Here is an 18,884-nt window from a genome sequence, read left to right on the forward strand (position 1 = left end):
CCAAAATCCCACCGCTTGTTTTAACCGTGTTCTGGGTGGCCCACCACGGGGGGCCCCCCACCGGGTTCAGGGAGTGTGCCAACCAAGGTTGGCAGCTACCGGGTTCAGAGAGTGCGCCGACCAACGGTCGGCACCCACCGGGTTCAGAGAGTGTGCCAACCAAGGTTGGCACCCACCGGTGAGGCAGTCAGCCCGCTGTACGCAGCGGCGCCATCTTCCACAGCAGCGCGCGGAACGGGGCCAGCAGGCACACGCCGATCGCCAGCTTCACCGCCAGGTCGCCCGCCGCCCAGCTCACCCACGGCAGGGTGGAACCGGCGAAGGCGATCGACCAGAAGATCGTGGTGTCCACCGTGGCGCTGCAGGTGGTGGCCACCATCGGTGCGCGCCACCAGCTGCCGCGGCGCAGGCGATCGAATACGGTGATGTCCAGCAACTGGGCCACGATGAAGGCCGAGCACGAGGCGATCGCAATGCGCGGTGTGGCCACCCACACCGACAGCAGCACCGCCACCGCAAACCCGATCCACGCCACGCGGCGGGCCGGGCCCGGGCCGAAGCGGCGGTTGATCAGGTTGCTGACCAGAAAGGCCACCGGGTAGCTGAAAGCACCCCAGGTCAGCCAGTCATTGATCGGGTACTGCACCAGCACGTTGGACAGCAGCACCACCGCGCCCATGGCCAGCACCGCCAGCACCAGGGCGCGGGCGGTCAACGGGGCAAAAACAGGCGCAGGACGCACGGACATGGCGAGCCAGGGGACAAAGGGGATCGCCCATTATCCGCCCGGCCCGCCGCAAAGCCAAAAACGGCCGTTCAGTTTTACAGCTGCTCGCTCAGCGCGTCGCCGGCGGCATAGGCGGTCGGCACATAGGCCAGGGCCTTGCCGTCACTGTTCTTCACTGTCCAGCCGGCACCGGCATCGGTCGGGTCGAAGCGCACCTGCTGGCCCACTACGAAACCGGCCACCGGGTCTTCGCCCTCGATCGCCGGCCACTGCAGGGTGGCGGTCTGGTCGGCCTTGTCCGGCACCTGCAGCTGCACCTGGCGCTCGCCAGCGGCGGTGGTCGCCACCTGCTTCACTTCCATCGGCGGCAGCGGTACTGCCGGAGTGCGCTCGGCCACCCGGCCATTGCGCTCGCTGGCCTTGAACGGCGCCTTGGACAGTGCGGCCAGGCCCATCGAGGTGGCCAGTGGAACCGACACCACGATCAGCGAAGTGACCAGCACGCTGGCCTGGCCGCTGTTGATGTGCGGGGCGGCACCAGCGTGCACGGTCGGCACCGTCAGGGCCGAGAGCAGCAGGGCGGCGGCGGGGGCGCGCAGGGAACGAAGCATGGTGACCTCCTGGTCAGGATGAAGGCAGCGGCTCAGCGCTGCGTATCGAAAATGTCGCGTGGGCCGGTGGCCTCGGGCAGGTACTCCAGCGGCCGGCCCTGGTTGTCGCTCACCCGCCAGCCGTTGCCCGATTCAGCAGGCTCGAAATTCACGGTCTGGCCCACGTTGAACTGCACGGCCGGGTCACCGGGGCGCTTGGGCCATTGCATGGACGCGGTGTTCTGCGGGTTGGCGGGGTCCTGCAGCAGCACTTCACGGCGACCATCGACGGTGGTGGAGATGGCGCTGACCTGCATCTGCGGCAGCTTCACCCGCGGGCCCTGGCCGGGGGGCATGCCCGCATCGTTGGTTTCCCCAGCCGCGGCTGCGCGCGCCCGTTCCACCATCGGCGCGGACATCTCCAGGCTCGGCCCCTCGGGCACGCTGTTCTGGATGATCACGATGCGGCGCTCGGCATGTGCCGGTGCTGCAGACAACAGGCTGCCGCACAGAAGCACGGCCAACGCGGAAAACTGCAGGTTGCGCATCATCTTCTCCTTGCCAGGTCAGGGCGCAGCGGCGGCAGTGTCGGCCGTCGCATGCGCAATGGTCAGTTCCTGCTGCAGCTGGCTGCGCTGGTGCAGGAAGTCGAATACCGATTCCACCGTCACCACCGAGTAGTTGCCGGAAATGCGTTCGCTGGCCGGATGGTCGGTGGTGGTGGCGTTGGCCACGAACAAGCGCGCACCCACGCGCTTGCCCAGGCCGATATGCAGCACGCTGGGCTGGTACTTCTGCGCGCGCAGCCATTGCTGTGCCTGTTCGCGCTTGACGATGACCGGGCCCCCTTCGGCCTGCGCCATCGCTGCGGCCAGCACTTCCAGGATCCACTGGTTGGAATTCTGGAAGTCGGTAGCGAACGGATAGGCCACGACGTTGTAGTTCGATTCGTGCAGCGCCTTGGGCTGGATCGCCGGCGCTGCCAGCATCCGCTTCAGTGCAGCCTGCAACGCCGGGGGCGGCACGCCGATGCGCAGATCGGTATGGGTGCCGCTTTCACCGACGAAATTACCCAGGCCCTCGCGGTACAGCTGCGAGCTGTCGGTCTTGCAGCGGTTGAGCAGGTGCATCGCACGCCAGCGGCCGTCGTCCTCGCGCAGCAGGAAGGCCAGGTGGCTGTGGCGCAGGCCGTAGCGGCTCAGGTCCTGGCCGCCACGCGCGGCGATCACCACGTCCACGTCGGGCAGCGCATCCAGGCGCTCGGCCGTGGTCCACGCCACATCGAACATCGCCGCCTGCGCGGCCACGCTGGGGTAGCGCTCGCGGCAGGTGCCGCTGTCGGCCCATGCCGGCACGGTGGCCAGCAGGCCCATCGACAGCAGCAGGGCGCAGCGCAGGCGATGCAGACGTTCCATGTATACCGCTCCAGACGCGGGCAGGCCCGCGCGCCGATCATACCCGCATCGCTGGAATCAGCGCTCCACGGGTGGGTGAGGTAGTGCCGGCCGCTGGCCGGCATCCGCATATACGTCGCCGAAGATCATGAGTTGCCGGCCAGCGGCCGGCACTACCGTGATGCCAGGCGTGCTTTGACCTCGGCGGCAATCCGCGTGGTTTCGCGCAGCGGTTCGATGCGGTCGTACTGCCAGTCCAGCCAACGCGGCTGCAGGCGCCCGCGCTCGCGGAGCTGCTGCTGGAAGCGTGCCAGCCGTCCCTGTGCGGTATCGGCCAAGGCCACCATCACCGGCATGCGGGTAGCGCTGGCCTCGGACAACAGGTTCACCGAATCGGGCGACACCACCACCCGGTTGGCCCAGCCGAGCAGGCCGGCATACGGGTTCACGCCATCGCCGCCATCACCCCAGATCACATGCGGCAGATCGGCGAACTTCGCGCGCAGGATCTCGGCCAATGCCGGCGGCGTGCGCCGCGACGTCGTCGCCAGCAGGCTGCCGCCCTCGCTGCGGATCTGCTCGGCCAGCGCCTGGAATACATGCACCATCGCGGTTTCGTCCCACGGCGCCAGCGGCGTCGGGCCGCCCACCAGCAGCGCGGTGCGCGGGCCGGGCAGGGTGCTGAAGCTGGCGAACGCCGCGCGGCCCCAGGCCAGCCAGTCATCGTCCACCGGGTTCAGGCTGCCGATCAGGGTCAGCACGTTGCTGCCGCGCAGCGCGTCATGTTCGGGCACCACCACCACGTCCCAGTGGCGGGAACCGATGCGCGGGTCGAGGATCTGCACCACCTGGCTGCCGCGCGCACGCAGTACGCGCAGCGCGCCGGCAGCCTGGCGGCCACAGCCGATCGCCAGCGCGGGCGCATCGGCGGCGAGGGTTGCCAGGGCTTGGCCGTAGCCGTGCACATCACCGGGCAAGCGCCGCGGTGCCAGCCAGCGCCATGGCGCCCGGGGCTGCAGGATCAGGGGGCGGTGGGTGCCTTGGCGCAGCGCCGAGGCCAGCGCGACCGCCTGCCGGACATTACCGGCACGGCCGTCGGTGACCGTCCAAGGCGCGCTCGATCGTTTCACCATTGGCATTAATTCGTTTCAGCCCTGCTGGGTGTTGCAACAGTCGCGACACTCTACACTGCGGATCGACGTTTCGCCCCGCGCCGCCCGCGGGCACAGACCTTAGCCGCCCTGGAGATCCACCGATGTCCCACGCGCTCGACGCTGCTGCACTGGACCAGTTGTTCCGCACTGCCCGTACCCAGAACACCTTCCTCGACAAGCCGGTCGAAGACGCCCAGCTGCACGCCCTGTACGACCTGCTGAAGTGGGGCCCGACCGCCGCCAACGGCAGCCCGGCGCGCTTCGTGTTCGTGAAGTCGGCCGAAGCCAAGGCCAAGCTGGCCCCGGCCCTGTCCGAAGGCAACCACAACAAGACCCTGGCTGCCCCGGTCACCGTCATCGTGGCCTTCGACCAGGACTTCCACGAGAAGCTGCCGTACCTGTTCCCGCACACCGACGCCAAGGCCTGGTTCGACGGCCCGCGCGAAGGCCGCCATGAAGGCGCGTTCCGCAACGGCAGCCTGCAGGGCGCTTACCTGATCCTGGCCGCACGCGCGCTGGGCCTGGATGCCGGCCCGATGTCCGGCTTCGACAACGCCAAGGTCGACGAAGCCTTCTTCGCCGGCACCAGCATCAAGTCGAATTTCCTGGTCAACCTGGGGTACGGTGACGATTCGGGCCTGTTCCCCCGTCTGCCGCGTCTGTCCTTCGACGAAGCGGCGCGCATCGCGTAAGTCGCTGTATCGGTTTCGGGCCCGCCCGCCGTGGCGGGCCATTGCTGCACTGTGTTCCCACCCTACGATCCGGAGAGTTCCTGAGATGAGCGCCACCCGTAAACTGCTGCTGCCGCTGGCCCTGACCCTGGCCATCGCCGCCTGCTCCAAGCCGGCCGACACCGCCGCCCCGGCGGCCGATGCTGCTGCCCCGGCCGCCACCGAACAGGCTGCCACCACCCCGGCCGCCGATGCCGCTGCTGCCGCCCCGGCCGCTGCCGCCATCACCATCGCCTCGGGCACCTACAAGCTCGACCCGACCCACACCGACGTGCTGGCGCAGTGGAGCCACTTCGGCTTCTCCAACCCGAGCGCGCACTTCGGCAACGCCGAAGGCACCCTGGTGTACGACGCCACCGACGTCACCAAGTCCACCGTGGAAGTGAAGCTGCCGCTGAGCGGCCTGAACAGCTTCACCGCCAAGTTCGACGAGCACCTGAAGAGCGCCGATTTCTTCGACGCTGCCAAGTTCCCGGCTGCCAGCTTCAAGAGCACCAAGGTTGAATCGGCCGGCACCAACAAGCTGACCGTTACCGGCGACCTGACCATCAAGGACATCACCAAGCCGGTGACCCTGGACGTCACCGTCAACGGCGGCGGCGAGCATCCGATGGCCAAGGTTCCGGCCGCCGGCTTCGATGCCACCACCACGATCAAGCGCAGCGATTTCGGCGTCGGCGCCTACGCCCCGAACGTCAGCGATGAAGTGAAGATCCGTATCACCACCGAAGCCACCGGCGAGAAGCCGGCGGCTTGATCCCTCCCGCTCACTCGTCGTGAGAAGGCAGAAGGCCCGCTGAAAAGCGGGCCTTCTTTTTTGGCAGCGTTCTGGACGGGGCGCTCGATTGCCTGATTGGCTGATTGCCGAATCAATTGGTGGCCCGATCGTCTGGTAGTGCCGGCCGCTGGCCGGCAACTGCACGCATCCAACTACACCGAGGTTGCCGGCCAGCGGCCGGCACTACCCGGTAGGTGCCAACGTCGGTTGGCGCACGAGCACTCCGCAGGCCAACCAAGGTTGGCCACTACCGGGTACGGGCGCTCAGCGCAGCGTACCCAGCCACGCCGCCGACGCTTCGCTCGGGCTCTGCTTCGCCTTCACCGCCAACCCGCTCGCACGCACGAACGTCTGCGCCGCCTGCGCCACTACCTGGCGAGCGATCAGCGCGGCCTGCTTGGTCGTTGCCTGCTGCTTGCGCAGCTGCACGATATGCACCGACGGGCGACCCACCGGCGCGTACTTCTGGTCGCGGCGCAGGATGTCGGCCACCTGTGCCACTTCGTGTTCGGCCTGCAGGTAGCGGTGCTGTGCCTCGACCAGCTCACGCAGCGGTGCGCGCGCCGCAGCCGGGTCGGCAAAGGCGGACAGCGCTGCATCGCAGGCGGCATCATCAGTGAAGCGGGTACGCAGCGTGTCCACGCTGGCCAGGGTCAGTTTGGCCATGTGGGCCTCGTTGCTGCAGGAAAGGAGTGCGATTGTCGCATTGCTTGCCGGGTCGTGCCGGCCGCTGGCGGGCGACTGCATGGGGGCGTGCGGACCAACGGTCCGCACCCACCGGCGGACCAACCGTCCGCACCCATCGGCTGGCCGACGGTCTGCACCTGCCGGCCGCAGAGAGCAGCCGAGCATCGGGTCGCGGTTACCATGGCGGCCGCACTGAACCACGGAAGGCAACACCATGCAGGAAGCGCAGTATTGGCTTGGCGAATTCTGGACCGGCCTGAGCGTGCTCGATCTGATCGGCGGCAGCGTGCTGGGCACGCTGTTGGGGCTGGTGCTGGGCATCTTCGCCTGGCGCGGGCTGCATCGACGCGGTTGGCTGCGGCGGCAGCGGCGTTGGCACCACGGGCTGCTGGCCTCGTATGTGGTGCTGCTGCCGTTGCTTGTCGCGTTCTTCGGCCTGCAACTGGGCTTCACCGCCGGCGCGCACCGCGCGCTGTTCAAGCAGCTGGACCACTTCCAGCCGCACCTGCAGACGATGGTGGAAGGGTGGAGCAGTGGCTTCACCGCCTCGCTGGAAGACGAACGCATGCGTGCCGCGCTGCAGAGCCAGGGCACGGTGGGTGATGTTGCCGATTCGCTTGCCGCGATCTACCTGCGCGAGCATCCACTGCCGGGCGTGGATCGTCTGGGTAACGGGCCGATGGCGCGCGGCGTGGGCTGGGTGATCGGCAAGGTGCGCGCCGGGTTGCTGCGCGCGATGGTGGAAGACACGCTGATCGACAAGGCTGGCACTGTGGGCCTGGAGCCGAAGATGGTGCGTGAGGCGCTGACCATGCGCATGGATGAGCTGCTGCATACGCGCGGCGTGCTGCGGCTGGTGAAGGCGCAGATCAACGGCATGATGCCGGGTGTGTACCTGGGGTTGCTGCTGCCGCTGGCGATCATCGCGCTGCTGCTGGCGCTGGAGATCTGGGCCGCGCATCGGTTCGGGTGGAAGGGTGGGGCTGCGCCCCGGCTGGTAGTGCCGGCCGCTGGCCGGCAATTGCAGGATGCCGCCGAAGGGTCATGAGGTTGCCGGCCAGCGGCCGGCACTACCCGTAGAAGAGCGTGCGGACCAACGGTCCGCACCTACCGTTTTGCGGTCAATCGCCGTCCTGTTCGTCCGGGTGCGCCTTCCAGTAACCGGTCGAGCGGATCCAGTCGCGCGGCACACCCAGGTGGCCTTCGATGAACTTGCGCATCATCCGCGCGCGGCGCGATTCGGTGGCGATCCAGTAGAACGTATCGCCCTCGGGCACCTCGAAGTCGGTCAGCATGTCTTCCAGCAGCGTGCTGCTGGCGGCCGGGAAGCCGTTGCGCTCCAGCCAGTGGATGCGCACGTTCTCGTACTGCGGCAGATCCTGGCGCTCGTCCTCGTCGGCCACTTCGATGTACGCCTGCACCTCCGCGCCTTCGGGCAGCACATCCAGCCAGCGGGCGATGGCCGGCAGCGCGGTCTCATCGCCAATCAGCACGTAGGCGTCATAGCTGTCGGCCACCACGAACGAGCCGCGTGGGCCGCCGATCACCAGCGTGTCGCCAGCCTGTGCGCGCTCGGCCCACGGCCCGGCAATGCCCTGGTCGTGCAGCACGAAGTCGATGGCCAGCTCACCGGTTTCGTGGTCCCACCAGCGCGGGGTGTAGTCGCGTGCGGGCGAAGGCTGCTTGCCCTCGGGGTAGCTGCGGCCCTCGGCAGTCAGCACCGGCAGCACCATCTCGCCGCTGGCGTTGGGGAAGAACAGCTTGATGTGGTCGTCGGCGCCGGGCGAATCGAAGCCGGCCAGGTCGTCGCCGCCCAGCACGATGCGGCGCATGTGCGGGGTAACAGTCTCGGTGCGCAGCACCGTCAGTTCACGGAAGCGCACATCCAGGCGCAGGCGCGAGTTGTGATGTTCGGTCATGGGGGTACCAGTTGGAAGGTCGCGCGGGGGCGCGCGGCATGGGGGAGACCTGGCTGGAATCAGTCTGGCTGGGTCGTTGAAAAGGGAGAAGGCGCGTTGTCGCCCTGGCCGTTGATCAGCGCCGAGGCACGCGACAGCAGGGCCGCCACCTGCTCGGCTTCGCCGTCGGCCCAGCGCCCGTGGTGGTGCACCAGCGCCCGCTTGAACTCGCGCAGCGCGGCGGCCAGCGGCGCCGGCAGCGAGGCCTTGGTGATCTCGCGAGCGCGGTCGAATGCGCGCCGTTGTGCCAATCGCACCTGGCTGCGCTGCACCTTCAGCTCGAACTCGCCGGCGGCAGTGATGCGGAACACACGGCGGCCGTCCACCTCTTCCGACGCCACCCAGCCGGCCTGCTCGAAGCTGGCCAGCAGCGGGTACATGGTGCCGGCGCTGGGGGTATAGGCCTGCATGAACATGGTGCTGATGTGCTGCATCAACTCGTAGCCGTGGCGCGGCTGCTCGCCGATCAGCGCCAGCACCAACAGGCGCAGGTCGCCACGGCTGAGCACGCGCGGCTGGCCGTTGCGGCGGGGTACCGCGGCATCGTCGGTGCGGCTGCGAGGGGAGGGGGATCGGCCCATTTCGATATATCGGTAACGTGTATTGCAAACGATATATCGATAGGCCAAGCGCGGCAAGCAGGATTCCGGCCACAACGCTTGCCGGATCGGGCCACGCAGCCAGGCGGCACAAGGGCTCAGGGGGAAAGATGCGCGCGGCGCAAGCCACCGTTGCGCGGCCTGACATCCGTATCGGGCCACGCAACGGCACTGCGGGTTTCCGCCCCGGGCAGGGGCGCAGCAGACGAGCGGCGAACCGCGGGAAGGGGCCTGCTCGCGGCCAACCGTGCGCAGCTGCCTCGTCCGCGTCGAGAGGCGCGCGCGACACGTTGTCGCGGGTTCAGCGGCGCCCCGTCAGACAACGCCGACATGGCGCCCGCCTTGCCCCACAACGGTCATCCATGGCGGTAACACTGCGTCCTGCGCATGGGCGCAGCAGGCCGCAAGCGACAGCTGGCGCAGCCCTTGCAGGCAGCCACAGCGGCCTGCCGCAGCGCGTTGTCAGCGCTTTGTCCCGCGGGTGGACGTCCCGGGACAGGCCTTGCAGACATGGGTGGCCTGCATCCATACGCCAGCGTAGCCAAGTGACGAAAGCCCTTGGTGCGCTACACTTTGCGGTCTAGAAATCTATCAACAGTCGCGCGCGTGCGTGCGGTAATGGGAGCGCTAATGAACTGGTTGAACGAGGTGCTGAACAACGACCCGAATCCTGTGGAAACCCAGGAGTGGATCGAGTCGTTGAAGGCCGTTATTGATGTCGAGGGCCCCGAGCGCGCGCATCAGCTGCTGGAAGGCATGGTGGAACTGACCCGTCGTTCGGGTGCCTATCTGCCGTTCTCTCCCACTACCGAATACGTCAACACCATCGAGCCGCAGCTGGAGGCCAAGAGCCCGGGCAACGCCGAACTGGAATGGCGCATCCGTTCGATCATCCGCTGGAACGCGATGGCCACGGTGGTGCGCGCCAACCGCAAGCCGGGTGACCTGGGCGGCCACATCGCCTCGTTCGCCTCCGGCGCAACGCTGTACGACGTGGGCTTCAACCACTTCTGGCGCGCCCCCAGCGAAAACCATCCGGGCGACCTGCTGTTCATCCAGGGCCACAGCGCCCCGGGCATCTACGCGCGTTCCTTCCTGGAAGGCCGCATCAGCGAAGAGCAGCTGGACAAGTTCCGCATGGAAGTGGACGGCGGCGGCCTGTCGTCGTACCCGCACCCGTGGCTGATGCCGGAGTACTGGCAGACCCCGACCGTGTCGATGGGCCTGGGCCCGCTGGCCGCCATCTACCAGGCGCAGTTCATGCGCTACCTGGAAAACCGTGGCCTGATCGAGAAGTCCGACCGCAAGGTGTGGTGCTTCATCGGCGACGGCGAGAGCGACGAGCCGGAAACCCTGGGTGCCATCGCGCTGGCCGGCCGTGAAGGCCTGGACAACCTGATCTTCGTGGTGAACTGCAACCTGCAGCGCCTGGACGGCCCGGTGCGCGGCAACGGCAAGATCATCCAGGAGCTGGAAGGCGTGTTCCGTGGTGGCGGCTGGAATGTCATCAAGCTGCTGTGGGGCGGTTACTGGGATGCCCTGCTGGCCAAGGACACCAATGGCGTCCTGAAGAAGCTGATGATGGAAACCGTCGACGGCGAATACCAGAACTGCAAGGCCTTCGGTGGCGCGTACACCCGCGAGCATTTCTTCGGCAAGTACCCGGAAACCGCTGCGATGGTGGCCGGTCTTTCCGACGACGACATCTGGCGCCTGAACCGTGGTGGCCACGACCCGCACAAGGTGTACGCCGCCTACCACCAGGCCGTGAACACCAAGGGCATGCCGACCGTCATCCTGGCCAAGACCGTGAAGGGTTACGGCATGGGCAGCGCCGGTGAGGCACTGAACCCGACCCACCAGACCAAGAAGCTGGACGACGAAGCGGTGCGCCACTTCCGCGACCGTTTCAACATTCCGGTGACCGACGCGCAGCTGGCCGACGGCCAGGTGCCGTTCTACCACCCGGGCCCGGATTCGCCGGAAGTGCAGTACCTGCAGGAACGCCGTGCCGCGCTGGGCGGTTACCTGCCGCAGCGCCGCCGCAAGGCCGAAAAGAGCTTCAACGCACCGAAGCTGGAAAGCTACGAGCGCCTGCTCAAGAGCAGCGGCGAGCGCAGCTACTCCACCACCATGGCCTTCGTGCAGAGCCTGAACATCACCCTGCGCGACAAGGAACTGGGCCCGCACATCGTGCCGATCGTGGCCGACGAAGCCCGTACCTTCGGCATGGAAGGCCTGTTCCGCCAGATCGGCATCTACGCGCCGTTCGGCCAGAAGTACAAGCCGGTCGACGCCGACCAGCTGATGTTCTACCGCGAAGACCAGAGCGGCCAGGTGCTGCAGCAGGGCATCAGCGAGCCGGGCGCGATCAGCTCGTGGATGGCCGCCGGTACCAGCTACTCGGTCAGCAACGTGCCGATGCTGCCGTTCTACATCTACTACTCGATGTTCGGCTTCCAGCGCGTGGGCGACATCGCCTGGCAGGCAGCGGACATGCGTACCCGCGGCTTCCTGCTGGGTGGTACCGCCGGCCGCACCACGCTGAACGGTGAAGGCCTGCAGCACGAAGATGGCTTCAGCCATCTGGTGGCCGGTGGCATTCCGAACGTGCGCAGCTACGACCCGACCTTCGGCTTCGAAGTGACGGTGATCCTGCAGCACGGCACCAAGGCGATGATGGAAGATCAGATTGACGAGTACTACTACGTCACCCTGATGAACGAGAACTACACCCACCCGGAAATGCCGGAAGGTGCGGCCGAAGGCATCGTCAAGGGCATGTACCTGCTGACCGACGCCGGCAAGCCGAAGAAGGGCGAGCTGCGCGTGCAGCTGCTGGGTTCGGGCACCATCCTGCGCGAAGCCATTGCCGCGGCCGAGCTGCTGGACAAGGATTTCGGCGTGACCGCCGACATCTGGAGCTGCCCGAGCTTCAACGAGCTGCGTCGCGATGGTTTCGACGTGGAGCGTGCCAACCGCCTGCATCCGGAAGGTGAGCAGCGCAAGGCCTACGTGACCGAGCTGCTGGAAGGCCGCCAGGGCCCGGCGATTGCCGCCACCGACTACGTGCGTGCGTATGCGGACCAGATCCGCGCGTTCGTGCCGATGTCGTACACCGTGCTGGGTACCGATGGCTTCGGCCGTTCGGATACGCGTGCGAACCTGCGTCGGTTCTTCGAGGTTGACCGGTACTACATCGCGCATGCCGCGATTGCGGCGCTGGCGAAGGACGGGAAGATGACGGCTAAGGATGTGGCACGGGCGATCAAGCAGTACAAGATTGATCCGGAGAAGGCTAATCCTGTTGGGGTTTGATTTCGTCAATTAATTGACGTGAGAAAGGGCGGCCATTGGCCGCCCTTTTTTGTTGTATCAAGATGAGTATGCTAATGGTGGTTCGATGTGCTCCGAGCGATTGTGACTCGGAAGGAAGCAGAGCTTAGCCAACCTGGAGTGGTTCGTGTTCAAGACTGTTTTGAAAGAATCGGTGAACATAGCTGGATCGGGCGGAGATCGACATTTCGTACTGAGCATCGCGAATGACTTTGAAGACTCAAAGTGGCGAGTGGCAAAATTCCATGAATTCGTGTGGAACAATATCGCTCAAACAGCTCTATCAGAGTCTGAGCGAAATGCGTTAATAGACAGCCCGCAAACCCTTATCAATAGAGCTGCTAGCAACCTTAGGCTCACCGACAGCGCGGAGGATATTGGATCAGGCAGCGAGCTTGCTGAGGCCATGTTATATGGGGTCATGAGAGCGTACTATGACGGTCTCCCCGTAGTTCCAAAGATATTCTATAAACAGAATGCCCAAGATAACGCGAAGGGTGCTGACAGCGTTCACGTGACCGTGGATGGCGACGAGTTTCACCTCTGGTTTGGTGAGTCTAAATTCTACTCAAACATCGAAGATGCTCGTATTGCCTCTATTGTGAAATCGGTGGGGGAGTCGCTAAGGGCAGATAAGCTTAAGAAAGAGAATGCAATAATCTGCAACGTGAGCGATCTCTCGGCCTGTGTAAAAAATGAGGTCGTTCTAGATAAGATAAAAAAAATGCTCTCCCAGGACGTCTCCCTGGATGAGCTCAAGCCTCACTTGTGCATCCCCATACTTCTGCTTCACGAATGTGCGCTTACGTCGAGCGCCTCGATTTGGACCGATGAGTACGAGAAGTCCCTGATTGACCACCACCGAGAGCGAGCGGTGACCTACTTTAGTCGGCAGCTCAGCCAGCTTTCGTCCACTGTATCTCAGTATGGTGACATCACGTTTCACGTGATTCTGTTCCCAGTCCCTGACAAGAAGAAGGTTGTAGAGAAGTTCCTCGCAACCGCGAAGTTCCACAAGGAGTGTGGTAATGACTGATTTTGAGGTGCTTTCTAGAATCAACGATATGATCGAGCTTGGATGTGAGCAGGAGGCCCGAGCTTCATTGATTGAGCATCTCCATGGACGGTCACAATCAGAGGAGGCCTATACGCCCCTTCTGAATCATCTGTTACGTAGGGTCGGCCTCTATCCTTATCTTCAGCTTGATACAGCGATGTGGCAGGATCGCATCGTCGCAGACGTTTTTCGAGCAGACGTTGGACTACCAGAGTTTGCAACTCTCCATCGCGACCAATCGTCCTTGCTTTCTAAGCTGTTGAAGGGGCAGAGCGTCGCAGTAAGCGCACCAACTAGCTTTGGCAAGAGCTTCGTTATTGATGCTTTCATTTCGATAACTCGGCCAAAGTCAGTCCTCATCATCGTGCCTACGCTCGCGTTGATGGACGAGGTGAGGCGTCGACTTCATAGAAAATTTGGTGGCAGCTACTCAGTTGTGACGACGACTGAGGGGAATATCCCAGAGGGGTCGAAAATATTCGTATTTTCCCAAGAGCGAGCCATTACCTATGCGAACAGAATTGAAAGTCTCGACTTGTTCATTGTGGATGAGTTCTACAAGGCAAGTGCTGCGTTCGATAAGGATAGGTCACCAACGCTAGTTCGTGCAATGATCAAGTTTTCGTCGATCGCCAAGCAGAGATATTTCCTGGCGCCCAACATATCATCGTTGAAGGAAAATCTTTTTACCAGGGGCATGGAGTTTGTTAAGACGGACTTTAATACCGTTGTTCTAAAGACCTACGACCTTTCGGACTCGACTTCTGGTGATGTAGAGAAGAAGTCGGCTGCAGTGCGCAGAATTTGCCAGCCAGGCTCAAAAACTTTGCTTTATGCAGGATCTCATTCTCAGGTCAAGGTTGCATCGGATGCTGTCAAAATGTCGTGGCCATTGTCTAGTTCTGATCTCCTGCGCGACATAGGCAGATGGCTGGGAGATAACTATTCTGCAACCTGGGCTCTATCAACTCTTATTCAACATCGGATTGGGTTGCATAATGGCCAGATCCACCGGGCGATTGCTCAGATGCAGCTGCGGCTGTTTGAAATGGAACAGCATGGTCTGGATTTGATTGTATCTACGTCCTCGATTATTGAGGGCGTGAATACGTCAGCGCAACGTGTCGTGGTTTGGAGTAACAAGAATGGCAATCCGCGGCTTTCGAACTTCGACTACCGAAATTTAATTGGTCGTGGAGGAAGGATGTTCAGATACTTCGTTGGTGAAGTATATTTGCTGGAGAAAGCTCCTGCTGATTCTGAAACGCAGCTCACTCTAGAGTTGCCTGAATCGTTGCTTGGTGTTGCTGAAATTGACTCAGTGTCGGATTCGTTGAGCGAAGCGCAGCGGGACAAGGCCGAGGCTTTTGATAGAGATGTTTCGGCTATTCTTAACGTGACGTCTGTAGCTGCGCTGCAACGAGAAGGCAAGTTGCAATCGAGTGACGCAAATGTCATCTGGAAACTGGTGAATTCGATTTCAAATGAGCCGAGCAATTGGAGGGCTTTAGCGAATCTGAATTCCTCGAATCGTGAGTCATGGGAATGGGTGCTCTTCAATGCAATCAACCTGAGCCCGGCCGGATGGGATGCTCCATACACCAAAGTTGTTGCATTCATCAAAGTCGTCGCAGACTCATGGACGTCTACAATTCCGGCAATGCTACGAAAACTTTCTAATCATTCGGTTACGGTTGAGGAGTTCTTTAAGCTTGAGAGGACGGTTTCCTATAAAATGGCAGCGCTCCTCGGGGACATCAATACAATTCATGCCAGGGTTAGTCCAAATCGCGGATTCGATGTGTCGCCATTCATTTACAGGCTTTCCCACGCTTTTCTTCCGGCAACGGTTTATCAACTCGAAGAGTATGGCCTGCCAAGAATGCTTAGTCGCAGGATTCATTTGTCAGCGATTGTAGATTTTGAGAGGGCGGACTTGTCTCTTTCTGATGCGCTCGAGGCGCTGGAGACCCGTCGGTCGGAAGTCTATAAGCTGTTCGGCTCCCCCGCAGAGCACTTCATGCTGGACCATTTCTATGCCGGCGTGACAGTGGATCAGGTCACTCGCCAAAGTACCTAGTTCTTGTTTCAGCGGCACAGTCAGTGCTAGTGGTTAGGTTCCTTGCAGGTTTGACCGGTATCGCGCATTCAGTTCATATCCCTAGTTCGTTTCAAGCTATAGGCGTGCATTTCGGTAGAAGAAAATACTTTGACAGGGGCGCATGGAAGTCTACGTGGTGCTCGACCGCTACAGATTTTTGCGCGTGGCCACTGATCAAGAGGAAGGGAGTTCTCTAAGTAATTCATCGAGGCACCGTGTAGAAGGGATGGCGCGTCCCTGACTGCCCCCCCCCCCATCCAGCAGGTGCGTGCTGATTGCGACATCGAAAGGTACTATCCCGTCTCGGAGGCCAATAGGCCTCATCAATTAGATGAGACAGGGGAAGCAGGGATGGCGTACTGGTGGGTGAACCAGAAGCAGACGTTTGATCGGGCGGTTAAGGCTGGCTACTTGTGGTCGCCGAAGACCAATGTGGAAGGGAAGATAAATCCCTTCTATGAGCACATGACCCAGGTGCGTCCGGGTGATGTGGTCTTTGCGTTTGCCAACACTCGAATCAAGGCTGTCGCGATCGTCAATGGCGCTCACTATGCGAAAGCTCGCCCTGATGACTTCAAAAAGACGGACAACGAATGGCGCAGGGACGGCTGGGCAGTTCCGGTGGACTATCACCTGGTGGAAGCACCGCTAAAGGTGAGCGAGCACATGGCGAAGATTGGGCCGAGTCTTCCGAGGAAGTACTCGCCGCTAAAGCCGGATGGCAAGGCCAACCAGGCCTACCTGTTCCCGGTGCCCCAGGAGATGGCTGCCCAGCTACTGTCGCTGCTCAACGTTGACGTTGATGACCTAGTCGCTTGGCAAGACGAGGTACGAGTCAAGGAGATCAAGGAAGACAGCAATATTGGCGAAACGGTGAAGGCCCAGCTGATCAATGCCAGAGTGGGGCAGGGCATCTACCGAAAGAGCGTGAGCGACATCGAAAAGGTCTGCCGCGTTACCGGCACGAGCGAGCCAAAATTTCTTATCGCTAGCCACATCAAGCCCTGGGCGAAGAGCACCAACTCTGAGCGCCTTGACGGAAGCAATGGGCTGATGTTGGCGCCCCATATCGATCGGCTATTCGACCGCGGATACATCTCGTTTGAAGATGACGGCCGCCTAATTCTGAGCAAGCAGTTGCCGGAGGCGGTACGGTTGCAGTGGGAGGTGGATCAGAAGACTTCGCCCGTTCCGTTCTCGGCTGCCCAGGTCCAGTACCTGAATTACCATCGGGCCGTACTGCTGCGTAAGTAGGAAATAATCACCGGAGGTAGGCATCTCCGAATCGGGGATGCCTGGTGGAACCCGCAAGGGTGACTTCCAACCGACGTCAGCCGATAGCACGTGGATGACCAGCAGTCACGCGACAGATGGCCAGGTCCAACTGGGCTATTCCCGCACCTGCAACCGCTCAGCAACCTGCGCAGTCAACGCCACACAAGCCATCTTCAACCCTTCCATCACCCGGTCCCCCAGGTACTCTTCGGGCGCGCCGTTCTGCCGCGTCCGCTCCGCAGCCAGCATCAGCTCCGCCACCACGCGCAGACCGGCTAGCGCACAGTCCGCATCCGCCAGTTGAAGGCACCGCCCAGGCAGTTGATGACGCTCCGGCCAAGGCTGGCCATCTGAGGCCGCCCCCGTCCCGATACGTCGCAGCGTTGCGACAAAGGCGTTGGGATCGATGGGCGGCTCGCGCTCCGGCTCGGCGTTGGCGGGATCGTACTGCGCGTGCAGGGAACGGAATTCCGATGCGTTCATGGCAATGCTCCGTACAGGACAGACAGCAGCGCCACCAATAAGGGTGGCGGACGATGCGTGGCTCGAAAACCGGTCTGTAGCGAAGCCGGTGGGTCCGAAGACCCCCACGCACCGCCCGCCATGGAACGCGAACGGATTGCCAGCCGGCGCCACACAAAGGTGACGCCGGCTGGCAAGCGTAAACACATCGCTACAGAACGGGTTTTCGACACCCGCGCCACCCTTTTTCGGTGGCATGCCAAGGTGTACCCGCACAGATGCCAAATGCCAAGAAGTCGCAGGCTACTGAGGCTGCAAATGCTGACGCTTACGGCATTGTCGCATAGCACGGAAGCGGCACATCTACTGCGGCGCAGGGCTTTCGAGCGATGTTAAGCCGCCACGCTTATGAGCATCACGCTGCACGGTTTCGGTGTGGTGCTGTCCCAATTGCGACAGCTCGCTATCGGGGCTGCGATGCAAAGAGTGGCGAATACGTCACCGCTCGATCTGAGGCGCCAATCCCGGCCGTGGCCACAGCGCATCGTCGCGCTCCAGGTCGTAGTCGCTGCCGAACGCCAGCGCCGCTTCGCGCGGCGGCAGGTCTGCGTAGCAGCCCAGCAGGTACTCATTCATGCCGGCATCGCGATGGTCGATGGCGAACAGGTGGAGGAGCTCTTTGTCGAATGCTTCCAGCCATTCGGCGTCGATCTTGGTCATGGTCATCCTCCCGAGGGCAGCAGAGGATGAACTTGGCGCATCTCATGGGGTGGCAATCAACGATCGCGCATCTCAAATACCACTCGGACCCGCACACGTACCGCCACGGCTGACCCTTCGTACTCGGTAGGCGCGAAGCGCCACTGTCGGAGTGCATCCAGCGCCGCGCGATCAAGATCCCGCACACGCGTTGACGTCGCAACCATCACGTTGCGAACTTCCCCTTCCGCACCGACGTCCACTACCAGGATCATCTCCGCCGTTTCCAGCAGAGGCGCCGCATCTGCCGGAGCGCGCGGGGCAGGAGAGTTGAGCACACCCGGCGGAATGAGGGCTGGAAGCTCGGGGTTGTCATTCGGCTCGATGAAAAGCGCGGTGGAGACGTGCGGCAGTCCCAACGACGTGGGTGCAGCGGAGGACTCGTGTGGCGACGAAGCGCAACCGGCCAAAGCAAGGGCGAGTGCTGCCATGACGACGCGAACGGCCATGATCGTGGATAGATGAGGGCTGGGCATCCGCCAAGCATAGTACCTGCACCATTGCGTGCTTCCTTCGTTCGGAACTGACCCGTGCAATGTTCAACGGCAGGACTCCCCATCTCGCGCCGGGGTTATGTGAAGCCAGTTCAGGTCCTGCAGGCCGGTGCGGTGTATAAACTGCCGACAAGTGAGTGCCCGAATGTGAGGAACGGATGCGACACCTACTGAGGCCATGGATGGTGCTGCTGCCCCTGCTTATGGGCGGCTGTGGCACCCAGGCACCCCAGATGTATGGCGATGGTTTCCCCGTCGCCAAGCCGATGGACCTTGTCCATGCAGGTGCAACGGTGGAGGCGCGTTTTGAACTGCCGCCGCCTTGGGAGAAGGATCCCAAACCTCGCACGTTCCTGATCGGCTTCCGTACGGGTGGGCCTGCCAAGCGCCCGGACATGAAACCGGGAGATGTCGACTTCCTTGAAGACGCCCGGATTCCCCTGAAGGTGCAGCTGTGGAAGCTGGAGGGCGGCACCGAAACGCCCATCGCGCTACATGCATTGAATCGCGATCTGCCTGCCGTCTGGCAGGGCAGCCGATATCAACCGGCCAAGGCCGATGTATTCGAATACAGGAATGCCGTCGGCGCGGATTCGAACAGTCTGGTCAATGTAGGGAAGTACGACATGTCACTGGCCTACAGGGAGTACGAGGTGGCCCGTGCCGATTCTGGAAATCTGACAGCCGGGAAGTACCGGCTGAAAGTGACCAACCTTCAGGGCAACCCAGAAGTTGCACATCTCAACATCGAGCTTCTCGTCGCCAACTACAACGTGAAATAG

19 protein-coding genes are annotated in these 18,884 nt (G+C 62.7%); 8 read left to right on the plus strand and 11 right to left on the minus strand.

Going from position 1 to position 18,884, the window contains the following annotated elements:
- Positions 1-187: 187 nt before the first annotated feature.
- From M2299_RS17825 to M2299_RS17845, 5 genes are all read right to left on the minus strand, one after another.
- Positions 188-748, minus strand: coding sequence for a queuosine precursor transporter (locus M2299_RS17825; protein ID WP_025878224.1), 561 nt, complete (start codon positions 746-748; stop codon positions 188-190).
- A gap of 74 nt (positions 749-822) precedes the next feature.
- Positions 823-1,338 (minus strand): hypothetical protein, encoded by a 516-nt coding sequence (locus M2299_RS17830; RefSeq protein WP_025878222.1) that lies wholly within the window; start codon positions 1,336-1,338, stop codon positions 823-825.
- A gap of 32 nt (positions 1,339-1,370) precedes the next feature.
- Entirely contained in the window at positions 1,371-1,865 is a 495-nt protein-coding gene (locus M2299_RS17835; protein WP_099782571.1) for a hypothetical protein, read from the minus strand.
- An 18-nt stretch (positions 1,866-1,883) separates the two neighbouring features.
- On the minus strand, positions 1,884-2,732 hold the full coding sequence (locus M2299_RS17840; RefSeq protein ID WP_099782573.1) for a DUF2145 domain-containing protein: 849 nt from the start codon (positions 2,730-2,732) through the stop codon (positions 1,884-1,886).
- Positions 2,733-2,884: 152 nt separating this feature from the next.
- Positions 2,885-3,844, minus strand: coding sequence for a mitochondrial fission ELM1 family protein (locus tag M2299_RS17845; protein WP_025878217.1), 960 nt, complete (start codon positions 3,842-3,844; stop codon positions 2,885-2,887).
- 122 nt (positions 3,845-3,966) lie between these two features.
- On the opposite strand from M2299_RS17845, the gene M2299_RS17850 reads away from it, so the two are divergent.
- Both M2299_RS17850 and M2299_RS17855 read left to right on the plus strand, forming a co-directional pair.
- Positions 3,967-4,557, plus strand: a complete 591-nt coding sequence (locus M2299_RS17850; protein WP_280884765.1) for a malonic semialdehyde reductase — start codon at positions 3,967-3,969, stop codon at positions 4,555-4,557.
- An 85-nt stretch (positions 4,558-4,642) separates the two neighbouring features.
- Positions 4,643-5,353: a YceI family protein gene (locus M2299_RS17855; RefSeq protein WP_025878214.1), complete on the plus strand. Its 711-nt coding sequence runs from the start codon at positions 4,643-4,645 to the stop codon at positions 5,351-5,353.
- A gap of 285 nt (positions 5,354-5,638) precedes the next feature.
- Here the strand turns inward: M2299_RS17855 and M2299_RS17860 are convergent, their stop codons facing one another.
- Positions 5,639-6,040: a hypothetical protein gene (locus tag M2299_RS17860; RefSeq protein WP_093820972.1), complete on the minus strand. Its 402-nt coding sequence runs from the start codon at positions 6,038-6,040 to the stop codon at positions 5,639-5,641.
- Between the two features lie 235 nt (positions 6,041-6,275).
- On the opposite strand from M2299_RS17860, the gene M2299_RS17865 reads away from it, so the two are divergent.
- The gene (locus tag M2299_RS17865) at positions 6,276-7,109 is read left to right on the plus strand and encodes a hypothetical protein (protein WP_059065779.1); all 834 of its coding nucleotides are present in this window, start codon (positions 6,276-6,278) and stop codon (positions 7,107-7,109) included.
- Between the two features lie 73 nt (positions 7,110-7,182).
- On the opposite strand, the gene M2299_RS17870 is transcribed toward M2299_RS17865, so the two are convergent.
- Positions 7,183-7,980, minus strand: coding sequence for a siderophore-interacting protein (locus M2299_RS17870; protein ID WP_099841793.1), 798 nt, complete (start codon positions 7,978-7,980; stop codon positions 7,183-7,185).
- A 59-nt stretch (positions 7,981-8,039) separates the two neighbouring features.
- Positions 8,040-8,600 (minus strand): PadR family transcriptional regulator, encoded by a 561-nt coding sequence (locus tag M2299_RS17875; protein ID WP_099841794.1) that lies wholly within the window; start codon positions 8,598-8,600, stop codon positions 8,040-8,042.
- Positions 8,601-9,248: 648 nt separating this feature from the next.
- On the opposite strand from M2299_RS17875, the gene aceE reads away from it, so the two are divergent.
- From aceE to M2299_RS17895, 4 genes are all read left to right on the plus strand, one after another.
- On the plus strand, positions 9,249-11,936 hold the full coding sequence (aceE, locus tag M2299_RS17880) for a pyruvate dehydrogenase (acetyl-transferring), homodimeric type (RefSeq protein ID WP_099841795.1): 2,688 nt from the start codon (positions 9,249-9,251) through the stop codon (positions 11,934-11,936).
- Positions 11,937-12,081: 145 nt separating this feature from the next.
- The gene (locus tag M2299_RS17885; RefSeq protein WP_165780881.1) at positions 12,082-12,990 is read left to right on the plus strand and encodes a DUF1837 domain-containing protein; all 909 of its coding nucleotides are present in this window, start codon (positions 12,082-12,084) and stop codon (positions 12,988-12,990) included.
- Positions 12,983-15,091, plus strand: a complete 2,109-nt coding sequence (locus M2299_RS17890; protein ID WP_280884766.1) for a DEAD/DEAH box helicase — start codon at positions 12,983-12,985, stop codon at positions 15,089-15,091. Before M2299_RS17885 ends, M2299_RS17890 begins: the two co-directional genes overlap by 8 nt.
- A 387-nt stretch (positions 15,092-15,478) precedes the next feature.
- Positions 15,479-16,366 carry an HNH endonuclease gene (locus M2299_RS17895; RefSeq protein ID WP_165780882.1) on the plus strand — a complete coding sequence of 296 codons (888 nt, stop codon included), beginning with the start codon at positions 15,479-15,481 and terminating at the stop codon, positions 16,364-16,366.
- A 135-nt stretch (positions 16,367-16,501) separates the two neighbouring features.
- Here the strand turns inward: M2299_RS17895 and M2299_RS17900 are convergent, their stop codons facing one another.
- The 3 genes from M2299_RS17900 to M2299_RS17910 all read right to left on the minus strand — a co-directional run bounded on the left by M2299_RS17900 (position 16,502) and on the right by M2299_RS17910 (position 18,084).
- Positions 16,502-16,870, minus strand: a complete 369-nt coding sequence (locus M2299_RS17900) for a hypothetical protein (protein ID WP_099841798.1) — start codon at positions 16,868-16,870, stop codon at positions 16,502-16,504.
- Between the two features lie 477 nt (positions 16,871-17,347).
- Entirely contained in the window at positions 17,348-17,569 is a 222-nt protein-coding gene (locus M2299_RS17905; protein WP_207759512.1) for a hypothetical protein, read from the minus strand.
- Between the two features lie 56 nt (positions 17,570-17,625).
- Positions 17,626-18,084, minus strand: coding sequence for an energy transducer TonB (locus tag M2299_RS17910; RefSeq protein WP_099841800.1), 459 nt, complete (start codon positions 18,082-18,084; stop codon positions 17,626-17,628).
- 200 nt (positions 18,085-18,284) lie between these two features.
- Here M2299_RS17910 and M2299_RS17915 point away from each other — a divergent pair, with 200 nt between their 5' ends.
- Entirely contained in the window at positions 18,285-18,884 is a 600-nt protein-coding gene (locus M2299_RS17915) for a hypothetical protein (protein ID WP_280884767.1), read from the plus strand.

Source organism: Stenotrophomonas sp. 1278, from assembly GCF_029892765.1.
Taxonomy (GTDB): Bacteria; Pseudomonadota; Gammaproteobacteria; order Xanthomonadales; family Xanthomonadaceae; genus Stenotrophomonas; species Stenotrophomonas indicatrix.